Source organism: Neobacillus niacini, from assembly GCF_046591715.1.
Taxonomy (GTDB): Bacteria; Bacillota; Bacilli; order Bacillales; family Cytobacillaceae; genus Neobacillus; species Neobacillus niacini_L.
Map to the genome: position 1 here is coordinate 79,844 of NZ_JAWVNQ010000006.1, position 12,947 is coordinate 92,790.

A 12,947-nucleotide genomic window follows, 5' to 3' on the forward strand; every position below is an offset into this window, starting at 1 on the left:
ATAATCTTACCAACAATTCCCTAGGTTATTCGATTAAATTCCACATCCTGCCTAAGTGTTCACCGTGTTTTAATCCCATTAAAGTGTAAAGAAAAAGGATAGATGAACAGAATGAATGTCTGTAACATCTATCCTTTTTGTACAATAATGCCTTACAAAATTTCGATATACCCTTCTGTTCCGTTCACGCGTATTTGCTGGCCATCTTTAATTAGTGTTGCCGCATTTTCTACCCCGACCACTGCTGGCAGGCCATATTCCCGGGCGATGACAGCTCCATGGGTCATCAGTCCGCCAACCTCGGTAACGAGCCCTTTAATGGATACAAATAATGGTGTCCAGCCTGGGTCCGTAAAGGTGGTGACTAAAATATCCCCATCTTCTAAATCAGCATCCTCCATGTTTAAGATGACACGTGCTCTTCCCTCGATCACTCCGGTCGAAACAGGAAGCCCTGCTATCGCTTGTGCTGGGACATTTTCGCGTTTGTACGTACCTGTAAGGATTTCACCATCAGACGTGATGACACGCGGGGGAGTTAGTTTTTCAAAAAATTTGTACTCTTCTTTTCGTTTGTTAATGATTCCGTAATCTAGTTTGTTTGTACGGACGGCTTCGTGAAGTTCTTCAAAAGTGAGATAGAAGATATCTTCTTTATCATGAATTAGTTGGGCTTTTACGAGCTGCTCGGCTTCTTTTATGAGTGCTTGCTTATAGATGAAATAGCGATTTATCATACCGTACTTTGGATATTCCCGATATCCGATGAAACTCCGGAGAATTCCAATTATTCTTTTTGTCTCTTTTGCTTTTTGTTCACCATCCGGTAATTGCTTTAATCGTTCTAGCAACTCTTGTTCTTTTTTTAACGCTGCTTGCAAACCTTGCTCAAATTTCCGTTTCGCAGCATTAGGCCCATATTCTTTGATGTTCGAGAGAATCATAGGGAGAAGCGCAGCTGGTTTTTCACTCCAGCGCGTTCTTGTCATATCAATTTCTCCTGCACATCGCATTCCGTACTTGTCGAGAAAAACTATGATTGCGTCTCGGGTTTCCAGGCCGCCCTGCAACGTAACCAGTTCATCCAAAAAGCTATCATCTTTCACATGCTCTAAATAATGAATAACTTCAGGATAAGGACGAATTACATCAGCAACATCTAATAGTGCCAGACCCATTTCTGAAGTAATATTGTTTGGTGCAGATAGAGAAAGCGTGTCTCCTGCGTTTTTTTCGCCTAACCACTCATTCATTTTTTCATTGATCCATAAGGGAGCATTCATCGCAGCTTGGATCACACGTGAACTTTGTGGGTTAAATAAAATCTTCCTTAACTGCTGAATATCCTCAAGAATAAAATCAAATAATTCTGGCCCGTATTTCGTTTGAATGTTTTGTTTTAACTCTTCTATCGATGCTTGATTACTCCTAATCAGTTCTGATATGATGGCCGGATTACTCTCAATTTCTGATAATATCTCCATATTGTTTCTGTTTTGAATCGCTGCTTTATTATCATGTGGTAATGATTTTATAAAATCTCCTCGCTCTATGATGTTCATTAGTGCGTCTTTCATGAGTGGATCGTGTTGTCCCATTGCAATTAATAAAATGTTTCTACTTACAGGTGAAGTTAGTTGATGTGTGACATCCACAAACAACCTTCCACCCGCCTTACGCATGGGTGCAGGCGTCGTTAACAGATAAAAAGACAATCCCAAAGGTTTGATGGGATCTGTCATCATTTGTTGATGACCAACCGATATATAGACGTGATTTTCTTGATCATTGTTTTCGGGGATGGGGAAAAGAGTAGTGATGGGACGGCTCTGGACAATATAAAAACTATCATCAGCCAAACACCATTCGATATCTTGCGGTCTGCCAAAATAAGCTTCGATTCGTCTTCCAATGCGTGTTAGTTGTAAAATTTGCTGGTCGGTAAGTGCTGGGGTCTTTTGCCTATTATGTTCAATCTGTTGTGTTTCTGTTCCTCCTTCTTTTAATCCATAGATAGCTAATGTTTTAGCTGATATCCTCTTATCAATGATTTTGTCATCCAGAACTTTATAACAATCAGGTGTTACTAGTCCTGAGACCAAGGCTTCTCCAAGTCCAAAACTGGCATCGATGGAGAGCAGCTTTCGGTTAGAAGTAATCGGATCAGCGGTAAATAAAACCCCAGAAGCTTGTGGAAAAATCATTCTTTGAACGATAACAGATATATATACCTGTCTGTGGTCAAATCCATTTTGGATTCGGTAGGTGACGGCACGGTCCGTAAATAGAGAAGCCCAGCATTTTTTGATATGCTGTAAGATAGCTTCTTTGCCGATGATGTTTAGGAAGGTGTCCTGCTGACCAGCAAAGGAAGCCTGTGGTAAATCCTCTGCAGTGGCACTTGAACGCACGGCATAAGCATGTTCATCGCCGAACTGGGAGAGATAGTGTGTAACTTCTTTCACTACATCTGAAGGAATTCCAATTTCCAAAATGAGCTGGCGGATCTTCCTGCTAGTTTCACTGATTTGATCTCGATTCTCTACTTTTAGCATGGCAAGTGAATCTAACAATGCCCGATAAGTTTCGTTTTGTTCGAGTGCTTTCTCATAGCCTGCTGTTGTGACACAAAACCCTTCTGGTACTTGTATTCTTGGGATTTTTGCTAATTCTCCTAAATTCAAGCCTTTTCCGCCCACAAGCGGCAGTTGTGTTTTTTCCATTTCATGAAAACCGAGAACCAAAGAACTCATCTGCATCTCTCCTAACCATCAATGTTCTATTGAATTCTAGCAGTAGTAAATCCGAATAAACAGTCTATAATGCACTTTTTTTATCTGGTATAATTAAAGTAGGAAGAGATCAATTTTTTCTACAATCCATTTAACCTTATAACCAGTTTGACTGCCCTCCGCTTCATTTTTCCCCATTTTCAACTCGTATGCTTTATCAACAATTAGGAAAAACTACCATCAAAATAAATCAAAAGTTTGGTGGGATAACCTAATATGAAGGTATTCGAAGTAATTCAAGATATATTTCAACCGTTTATGGATGGTGAGAAAAGACCATTAAATGTAATGGAGGTTTCTAACCTATGGTTCTTTCTTTTAGGAACTGAAACAACCATGCGCAGTGAGGAAATTGCAATTAATCTTGCTCAAGACCCGGAATTAGTACAAATCTTAAAGGATGTTAGGGAAGATGTACATATACCGATTCGGGACGAGCTTAAAGAGTTTTTGATGAAGGAAGGAGTTCCTTTTCCTCAATCGACACCGGAAAAACCGTTTGGAGATTATAAAAGTATCCCTGAGGGTGCTAAATTAAACGATGAAGAAATGGCCAATCTAATGTCCTATAATCTTGCTATGGGTGTTGCGAATGCAGCCAAAGGGCTTACTGAATCCATTCGAGCCGATGTAGGATTGATTTTTTCGAAAATCATCTTGAAGAAAACCACAGCCGGCTTAACAGTCAAACAGTATTTGGATAAGCATGAGTGGCTTCGGATTCCCCCTTATTACAAGTCATAGGCAATCTCACGTCTATTAACCAGCAATAGAAAAATAAGCGGAGAATTTCCGTTAAATGCTGAATGGAGCTCATTTTGGGGTAAATAGGGGGAGGTTTTCCGCTTATGCAAAGGAAAATCTCCCATTTTTAAATTTTTCGGGCCAATAGGCGGAATCTCTCCCTCTATTTAGGCATTTTTTAATGAAAATTACGAAATAGGCGGAATTTTTCCGTCTATTTTTCAGCTCGGGTGCTTAACCTGATGTCTATTGACAAAATGGGAGTATATAATTTAATATTTATTTATCAGTCAATAAATAAAAAGGATGGTAGCAAACGTGGCAGTCCGAGAAGATAAAAAAGAAATCATAATAGATAATGCAGTAGGGGTCTTTGCTGAAAGAGGGTATTATAAAGCAACCACTGCAATGGTGGCAAAGGCTGCTGGTGTGACACAGCCTTATGTGTTTCATTTCTTTGAAAACAAAGAAGAATTGTTCAAGGCTGTGATTAACCGTGCATTCAGCCGGATTTATGATACTTTTGCTGAAGTTCATGCACCAGGTGATCAATTAATCGAAACGATGGGGCATGCATTTGAACAGATCATTCAAACTCATCGCGATGAAGTCTTGATGGTTATGCAGGCACATGCCATTTCAGATCCGGGCATTCGAGAACATGTCAGCAGCTTATTTCTCAAAATCTTTGAATCCCTAACCTTGAAATTTGAAAATGCAGGCATACCTAATGCTAAAGAGGCAGCAGCCCATTTCATTGGCACTGGATTATTAATAACCCTTGCCGAAGTACTGAATTTACCGCAATTAACCCATGGAAAAGGTCATTGTTAAAAAGGGGCTTTATCGCTCTCTTTTTTTTGAAGCCCAATTTATTGACTAATAAATAAATCACAAAAAATTAATATTTTTTTGGCTCTGTTAAAGACAGATGTTGATTTTGCTTACTGAAATCCTTATGTAGCACTAAACTAAAAGAGTTATATTCTGATTAGCTGTTCATCATGCTTATGAAGGACAAATCTCACTGAGAAATCATCTGATTAGTCTTTCATCCCGCTTATGAAGGACAAATTCCCACTGAGGAACCATCTGATTAGTCTTTCAGCATGCTTATGAAGGACAAATCTCACTGAGGAATCATCTGATTAGTCTTTCATCATGCTTATGAAGGACAAATCTCACTGAGGAATCATCTGATTAGTCTTTCATCCCGCTTATGAAGGACAAATCCCACTGAGGAATCATCTGATTAGTCTTTCATCATGCTTGTGAAGGACAAATCTCACCGGGACCTCTCCTGATTTGTCTCTCATCCCGCATATGAAGGACTAATCTCTTTGGGTATTCTCCTGATTTTTCGTTCATCGACCTTTTATACAGTTTTACTAATAATAAACAGTGAAATTTAACAAAGCTATTTTTTTTAAATAATTATTTATTGACTGATAAATAAATAATTAGCCGAAAGCAGGGGAACTTTATGTTAAATGCAACGAAAACTAGTCAAATTGAACACCAACCAGCACCTAAGCTTTTTGAAGGAGAACGGAATCTTGTCATTACAGGATTAATCGGTTTTTTACTATCCGCAGGCATTGCTATTTTTATCTATTTTAACGGTCCTGCCATTGGGCCAGAAGGGAACATGAAGGATGCTTTTTCCTTTAATGCAGCGATCGGTATGTTCATCTTATCCATCGCAGCGGTCCTGCCCCTTACAAGATTTAGTGATAGGAAAAGGAAAACTGTACGGTGGTTTTTTATCATTGCAAGCATGTATTCCTATACTATTGAAACCCTTCAGAACTTTAGAGGCTTTAATCCTAGATTTTCTCGGGAAGGAACGGTAGTTGATATCGCTGCCGGTATGCTTTTTGGTGTCATTTCATTAGTCCTTGTATCTTTAACAATTGTGCTTATGATCCATTTTTTCAGAATGAAACGTCCTTTTGAACGGCCCTTGCTTATGATCGGGATCCGTTACGCCTTTGTCTCTGTATTAGCCGCAAATCTTGCAGGGATTTGGATGATTCTCCTTCAGGACCGGCTCACGGGTGGAGCTGGCAATATAATTGTTCTCCATGGAATTGGGTTCCATGCCCTGCAAACGCTTATTCTCCCTGCTTTGATATTGGAAAGAGCTCGGTTAAATGTAAATATCAAAAAAAGACTGATTCACACTGGGTGCATAGCTTGGATACTTATGATATTGACTATCAGCATCCAAACGGCACTTGGGCAATCTGTCTTTCAGTTAACACCATTGCCAATCCTGGCATTCGTATTCCTGCTAATCTGGTTTGCAACAGTAGTTATCTCGTTATTGAAGATAGATTTTCACTTTTTTCAACAAATCATCGTTTCTTTCAAAAATAATTAATTTCCTATTATAAATATTGCTACAATAGAGGATAGAAAGATTTTGCTGGTTTAGTTTTTTCCAACTGCGGAGGTATTTTGTGCAAACTCGACGGTTTACATTTAAATTGACGACAATTATTATTTTCTTCGTTTGTTTAGTAGTACTGGTGTCTTTAATGATAACCGATTTGTTAATAAGCAGCACTGTCAGTGATAATATACGAAAACATCAAGACGAGAAAGCTAGGATGGTGTCAAGAACCGTTGCCACTTCTCCTATCATCATTGAAGCATTAGAGGACGATCAGAAAGCATGGGAAATACAGAGTTATACAAAAGAGATTCAATCTGCTACCAACATGATGTTTATTGTCGTGATGGACATGGAGGGTATAAGGAAATCGCATCCCAATCCTGGCCAAATTGGGAAACACTTTGTCGGTGGGGATGAAAAGGAAGCACTTAAGGGAAAAGAATATGTATCAAGTTCCAAGGGGACATTAGGTGAATCTTTGCGCGCATTCACACCAATTTTTAACAAAAAGGATGAACAGATTGGTGTGGCGGCTGTCGGCATATCGTTAACCAGTGTAGAAGACGCTCTCGGCAGAAGCTACCTAAGCATCCTTACTGTCACGATATTAGGCTTACTTGTTGGGACCATCGGTGCCATATTACTAGCGAGGTATATTAAAAGAATTCTGTTTGGACTTGAACCCTTTGCCATTGCCAAGAACTTTGAAGAACGGAGTACGATGCTTCAATCCGTTCGTGAGGGAATCATTGCCGTAGATCATGAACAAACCGTTACTCTGGTTAATCAATCAGCGCGGCAAATTTTTCAAAAGGCAGGGCTGCCAGAAGATCCAATTGGAATGAAAATTCACGACTTTTTGCCGTCAACAAAACTGAATCATGTTCTCAAAACCGGTAAACCTGAACTGGATGAGGAACAAACGATTAACGGAGTTTCCATACTCTTTAATCGCGTTCCTTTAGTTGTAAATAACGAGATCGTTGGGGCAATTTCAACCTTCAGGGATAAAAGTGAAGTCAAGCAGCTGGCCGAGCAGTTAACAGGCGTGAAAACATATGCGGAAGCACTCCGTGCACAGTCTCATGAGTTTATGAACCGGCTGCATGTGATTCTTGGAATGGTCCAAATGAGGTACTACGATGAACTATCTGAATTTATTACCACTTTAGTGGGTCACCAAAATCAAGAGCTTGGCAGTATAGCTCAGAATATTAAAGACCCTGCGCTAGCTGGATTTCTAATGGGAAAACTAAGCTATGCCAGGGAGGAAAATGTTGATTTCATGATTGAGGTGAATTCGGTGATTCCGGAGCCGGCAGACTCAAAGATTACCCACGAGTTAATCACTATTTTAGGGAATCTAATCGATAATGCCATTGAAGCCATGGCCGATTCCAGCGACAAAACACTGGAGGTTACTCTGCATTTTTCGAATAAATTTTTAACAATGGAAGTGTTGGATTCGGGCCCGGGAATTCCTGATGAAATTCAAAAGAACGTCCTTAAAAAAGGTTATTCCACAAAAGGGGAAAATCGAGGCTATGGTCTATATCTCGCAGCAAAAAGCATTGACAACTTAGGCGGTGAATGGAGTATTGACTCAAAATTAATGCTAGGAACAGAGATTCATATTCGAATTCCATACGGTGCAAAGGGGTGGGATCATGATTAAGGTTCTAATCGTTGAAGATGATCCGATGGTAGCGGAGTTTAATAAGCGGTATCTCAAAGAAATGAATGGATTTGTTTTATCCGGCATTACCCATAACGTAAAGGATGCAAGGGAGTTTCTTAACAGGGAGCAGGTTAATCTTATCTTGCTTGATGTCTATATGCCGGGAGGTACTGGTCTTGAACTGCTTCATTATGTAAGAGAACAAAAAATGGCTGTCGATGTTATTTTGATTACAGCTGCAGGGGACAGTGAAAAAATACAAACTGCACTAAGGCTTGGCGCAGTCGATTATTTAATCAAACCATTTGAGTTTGAAAGATTTAGGCAGGCTTTAATGAAATATCAAGATAAATATGCCTTCTTTAATCAAAAAGAGGTACTTAACCAGGAAGATTTAGATCATCGAATACTTGATTCGGGGCAGAGGACATCTGAAGAATTAAGCTTAGATTTGCCTAAAGGGTTAACAAGCAGTACGCTGCAAAATATTATTCATATGATAAAAGCAAAAGAAGGAAGTCTTTTTTCAACGGACGAAATTGCGGAGAGTACTTATATCTCGAGAGTATCAGTCCGTAAGTACCTAAAATATTTAACTCAGCTTGGTGTTCTCGAAGAATCATTAACCTATGGGATTGGCAGACCTGTTTATTTTTACTCCTTGAAGAAGGATAAGCTTAGCCAAGTCAATATGTTTTTATAAAAAAAAAGTGGCCCAGCCACTTTTTTTCATTTAATAGATTGATTAAGAATATAGGGCTATACCGACCAGCCCAGAAAGAATAATCACATAGACTGGATTCCAGCGGAGCTTTAATAAGGCAAACAACGAGAGCCCAAAGATAAGTGTTAAGCTTATAGAACGAAAGGAGATATTTATGGTAATCAGGTTATTAGCCAGCGCAAATTTAATTGCAGCGAAAATAATTAAACTCGTTACCAAAGGTTTTAAACCATAGAAAATCTTTTCAACCACTGGATTATGATGGAGTTTGGTAAATAGAGCCGCAACAAGTATGACTAAGATCAGCGAGGGAAGTAAAATGGCGATCGCAGAAATGAGTGCTCCTTTGATACCGGCAGCGGAATATCCGACTAAAATAGCACTATTTACAGCAACTGGACCAGGAGACATTCCAGCAATACCAATCATATTCGTAAACACTTCTGCAGTCATCCAGCCGTATTCTGTAACGGCAGTTTCCATGAATGGAATCATGGCATAGCCTCCTCCGAATGAGACAAAGCCCATCACGAAAAATGTGTGAAACAGTTCCCATAAAATCATCTTATCGGCACCTCCTCTTTCTTAAATCCCCGCACCCATGAAATAGTCTGGGTCAGTGGTTGGATCCACTTTCTTACTGTTTTGCAAGTCAACACTGTAACCCAATTTCTCTTTGATTTTTACAGCGGCTAATCCTGTAATGGCTCCAAGAAAAATGGCGATAACAGGATGGATGAAAAACAGTACAGGGACAAAGGCAGCCATAATGAAGAATGTGGTCTTATCGGTAACCGCAGTTTTTCCTATTTTAATAGCCGCATAGACAATGATGGCTACAATGGTTGCTCTTATTGAAATAAATGCGGCTTCGAGCTTGGGATTATCCTGAACGAAAAAATAAGAGATACCTAAAGATAGAACAATTAAAAAGGTGGGGACCGAAACACCGATCATAGCAGCAAGGGCACCCCTGATTCCGCCAATTCTGTGTCCAATAAACGTAGCAGAATTCACGGCAACTGCACCAGGCACCGTTTGTGACAAGGCAATAACATCTGAAATGTCTTCATTCGTAAGCCATTTTCTCTTTTCTACTACTTCTTTTATGATGAAGGGGACCATCGCAAAACCCCCGCCAAACGTAACTGGACTAATCTTAAAAAACGACCAAAAAATTTGAAACAGCAGCTTCCATTGGAACTTAACCTTCATACAAATCCTTCTTTCCACAAGAACTAAAGAGAACAAAGCTCTCTTCAACCTATGAATCTTACACTATATATAAAGGTAACAAAATAGATAGGATGGGTAAATAGCAACAAATGTAAATTGTAGTTATGATGGTGACATTTGATGGTGATATTTGATGGTGACAGGCACCACTCGTGGACACTGTCCACCTCAGGCGGACACTTTTACCCCGTAGAGGAAAGTTTTATGAAATAAAAAATGTGAGCCAGGGGCTCACATTTTTTAGGGTAATGATTTTCAGGCTGTGATTTGTTTTTTGTCTGGTACTTGGTGTACGGGTTTGAATTCGCCTTCTGTTTTGGAGATGACGACGGTTGCTACTCCGTTTCCGATGAGGTTTGTGATGGCGCGTGCTTCTGACATGAAGCGGTCAACACCTAGAATCAATGCCATTCCTTCGACAGGTATGGAAGGGAAAACGGCTAGAGTGGCTGCTAATGTAACAAAACCTGATCCGGTGACGCCTGCGGCACCCTTTGATGTAAACATTAATATAGCAAGAAGAGTGATTTGCTGCCAAATCGATAAATCTACCCCATATGCTTGTGCAATGAACAATGCTGCCATTGATAGATAAATAGAGGTTCCATCAAGGTTAAAGGAATAGCCTGTCGGAAGAACCAATCCTACTACGGGCTTAGAGCAGCCATAGTTTTCAAGCTTTTCCATCATTTTTGGCAGCGCTGCTTCAGAGGAGGAAGTTCCTACTACCAGCAGGATTTCTTCTTTTATATAAGCAATGAACTTAAAAATACTGAAACCGAACATTTTTGCAATTCCACCAAGAATGAAGACAATGAAAAGAGCCATTGTAAGGTATACAGAGCCCATTAATTTTCCAAGATACAATAATGATTCAATTCCAAACTCTCCGATGGTGTATGCCATTGCGCCAAATGCTGCGAATGGAGAAACCTTCATGATGATATTAACGATGCCGAAGAACACATCCGCACATTTTTCAAAGAACTCAATAACCGGTTTTCCTTTGTTACCTAGGTGAGCCAATGAAATTCCGAATAAGATTGCTAAGAGTAGTACGGGTAACAGTTCACCCTTAGCAAAGGCACCGATAAAGCTATCTGGAATAATTGATAAGATAAAATCCATAAAGCCGTGGCTGGTTTCGGCCGCTTTTTCTGTGTATTGGGAGATATCGCCTTTTCCAGCTTCCGCATCAATCCCTTTGCCTGCCTTAATGACATTTCCTACAATAATCCCGATAGCAAGAGCGATCGTAGAGACAATTTCAAAATAGAGCAGCGCCTTTCCGCCAATTTTCCCTACTTTCTTTAAATCTCCCATACCAGCGATTCCGATGACGATTGTCAGGAATATAATTGGAGCTATCACCATTTTTACTAGTTTAATAAAAATATCTGCAATGACTTTTAACTGTGAGCCAATCTCAGGAAAAACTAAACCGACTGAAATACCAAGGAGTATCCCCAGAATTACCTGGGTAGTGAGACTTTTAAAATTAATCTTCATAATCCATTCCTCCTGCTCTTTTTTTGAAAACGATATCATTTTATTGAATTATCAATATATTACAATTTTGTGAACAAATTAAATAGGTTATATTACTTTAAAAATTGTTTTGTAATTAAAGTAAGTAAGGGGAATGGTAAATTGTTTTTTGGGGGAGGGGTTTGTAGAAACATTTAGGGTACCACTACTAAAGGAAATAGCTGCAGCTATTATCTTAAACCAAAAGAATAAACTATTTTTAATAGAGGAGGGCGGAGGGGCCATTTGGCCGATAAATTCAATAAAATTTACTCCGCCAGCGAGTGGGCGTTAAACTGCCAGCAATAATTTGAATCGACTATATTTATGCCTGCTTAATTTCTTCCGCTTTCCTTTCATGTCAAACATACTACTTAGGGGCAGTTCCATCTTTGAAGGTTCCAATTATTTTAGTATTAAGAAAATAAAGTAACTCCAACCAAACCAGAAAGTAGAATAACATAGACTGGATTCCATCGAAGTTTTAATAAGGCAAATAAAGAGAGTCCGAAGATCATAACCAGGCTGATAGAACGGAATGAAAAATGAAAGTTAATTAAGTTATTGGCTATTGCAAACTTAAGTGCCGCAAAAATGATTAAACTTGTTACGATCGGTTTTAATCCGTAAAACATTCTTTGGACTACAGGATTATCATGAATTTTTATAAAAAAGGCTGCTACTATGATCACTAAGATTAGAGATGGAAGCAAACTAGCAAATGCAGATACGATGGCACCGCTTGGGCCAGCAGTGGAATATCCTATTAGAATCGCACTATTGACTGCAATCGGTCCTGGGGACATTCCTGCAATAGCTATCATATCGGTAAACCGTTCTGCCGTCATCCAATCGTATTTTGTTACAGCTGCTTCAATGATAGGAACCATGGCATAGCCCCCTCCAAAAGAGACAAATCCCATGAAAAAAAAGGTTTGAAAAAGTTTCCACAAAACCAATTTGAAACACCTCGCTTATTCTTAGATACCAGCACCCATGTAATAATCATGGTTAGTGGTTGGATCATCTTCCTTCTTATTATTCAATTTAAAGCAATGGTCGAGCTTTCTTTTTATCGATGTAACAATTATTCCATTTATTGCTCCAAGAAAGATCACTATAATCGGAGGAATGAAAAACAGAAGAGGCACCCCTGCTGTCATAATGAAGAAAGTGGTTTTGTCGAATATGGCCGTTTTTGCTATATTCATTGCGGCATATACAATAATTGCAATAATGGAGACTTTTATTGAAGTAAACGCCGCTTCTAACTTTTGATTATCCTGGATGTGAAAATAGAAAACTCCAAAAGAAATAACAATAAAAAAAGTAGGCAGGGATATGCCGATCATAGCCGCAACTGCACCCTGTATCCTACCTATCCTATGGCCAATAAATGCAGCTGAATTTACCCCAACGCCTCCTGGTACGGTTTGAGAGATGGCAATCACATCGGTAATGTCCTCATTTGTCAGCCATTTTCTTTTTTCTACAATTTCTTTTATGATCAATGGGACCATGGCAAAGCCTCCGCCAAACGTAACAGGACTTATCTTGAAAAAAATCCAAAAAATTTGAAACACCAACACCCATTTTACTTTCATAAAAATCCTTCTTTCCTTCAAGTTTTAAAAAGCGCGCAAGCCTTTATACAACCTAGCAATCAAGCACAATATAAAAAGGTACAATAGTGAATAGAACGATAAATTGCACGAAAACCCATCGGCTTAGTGCTATTCATGCCACCCTTGATTTAAAGGTTTCACTCTACCTATAAGATACTAAAATATAGCAGGATATTAAATTGCAACAAATTTATAGGGTATAACAAAATCTTATAGCTAACGA

11 protein-coding genes are annotated in these 12,947 nt (G+C 39.2%); 5 read left to right on the forward strand and 6 right to left on the reverse strand.

What is annotated here, in order from left to right:
* Positions 1 to 152: 152 nt before the first annotated feature.
* Positions 153 to 2,753, reverse strand: coding sequence for a phosphoenolpyruvate synthase (ppsA, locus tag SFC47_RS16300; RefSeq protein ID WP_411255360.1), 2,601 nt, complete (start codon positions 2,751 to 2,753; stop codon positions 153 to 155).
* A 255-nt stretch (positions 2,754 to 3,008) separates the two neighbouring features.
* Between ppsA and SFC47_RS16305 the strand changes: the two genes are divergently transcribed.
* From SFC47_RS16305 to SFC47_RS16325, 5 genes are all read left to right on the forward strand, one after another.
* Positions 3,009 to 3,536, forward strand: a complete 528-nt coding sequence (locus SFC47_RS16305) for a DUF3231 family protein (protein WP_411255361.1) — start codon at positions 3,009 to 3,011, stop codon at positions 3,534 to 3,536.
* 318 nt (positions 3,537 to 3,854) lie between these two features.
* Entirely contained in the window at positions 3,855 to 4,370 is a 516-nt protein-coding gene (locus SFC47_RS16310) for a TetR/AcrR family transcriptional regulator (protein WP_411255362.1), read from the forward strand.
* A gap of 649 nt (positions 4,371 to 5,019) precedes the next feature.
* Positions 5,020 to 5,919 (forward strand): hypothetical protein, encoded by a 900-nt coding sequence (locus SFC47_RS16315; protein ID WP_411255363.1) that lies wholly within the window; start codon positions 5,020 to 5,022, stop codon positions 5,917 to 5,919.
* Between the two features lie 106 nt (positions 5,920 to 6,025).
* Positions 6,026 to 7,609 carry a DcuS/MalK family sensor histidine kinase gene (dcuS, locus tag SFC47_RS16320; protein ID WP_411255364.1) on the forward strand — a complete coding sequence of 528 codons (1,584 nt, stop codon included), beginning with the start codon at positions 6,026 to 6,028 and terminating at the stop codon, positions 7,607 to 7,609.
* The gene (locus SFC47_RS16325) at positions 7,602 to 8,315 is read left to right on the forward strand and encodes a response regulator (protein WP_411255365.1); all 714 of its coding nucleotides are present in this window, start codon (positions 7,602 to 7,604) and stop codon (positions 8,313 to 8,315) included. Before dcuS ends, SFC47_RS16325 begins: the two co-directional genes overlap by 8 nt.
* A 42-nt stretch (positions 8,316 to 8,357) precedes the next feature.
* On the opposite strand, the gene SFC47_RS16330 is transcribed toward SFC47_RS16325, so the two are convergent.
* From SFC47_RS16330 to SFC47_RS16350, 5 genes are all read right to left on the reverse strand, one after another.
* Positions 8,358 to 8,900, reverse strand: coding sequence for a chromate transporter (locus SFC47_RS16330; protein ID WP_411255366.1), 543 nt, complete (start codon positions 8,898 to 8,900; stop codon positions 8,358 to 8,360).
* A 21-nt stretch (positions 8,901 to 8,921) separates the two neighbouring features.
* Positions 8,922 to 9,551, reverse strand: coding sequence for a chromate transporter (locus tag SFC47_RS16335; protein WP_411255367.1), 630 nt, complete (start codon positions 9,549 to 9,551; stop codon positions 8,922 to 8,924).
* 276 nt (positions 9,552 to 9,827) lie between these two features.
* Complete coding sequence (locus SFC47_RS16340) at positions 9,828 to 11,081, reverse strand: dicarboxylate/amino acid:cation symporter (RefSeq protein WP_411255368.1); 1,254 nt, start codon at positions 11,079 to 11,081, stop codon at positions 9,828 to 9,830.
* Positions 11,082 to 11,515: 434 nt separating this feature from the next.
* Positions 11,516 to 12,058, reverse strand: a complete 543-nt coding sequence (locus SFC47_RS16345) for a chromate transporter (RefSeq protein ID WP_411255369.1) — start codon at positions 12,056 to 12,058, stop codon at positions 11,516 to 11,518.
* 21 nt (positions 12,059 to 12,079) lie between these two features.
* Complete coding sequence (locus SFC47_RS16350; RefSeq protein ID WP_411255370.1) at positions 12,080 to 12,703, reverse strand: chromate transporter; 624 nt, start codon at positions 12,701 to 12,703, stop codon at positions 12,080 to 12,082.
* Between the last annotated feature and the right edge of the window lie 244 nt (positions 12,704 to 12,947).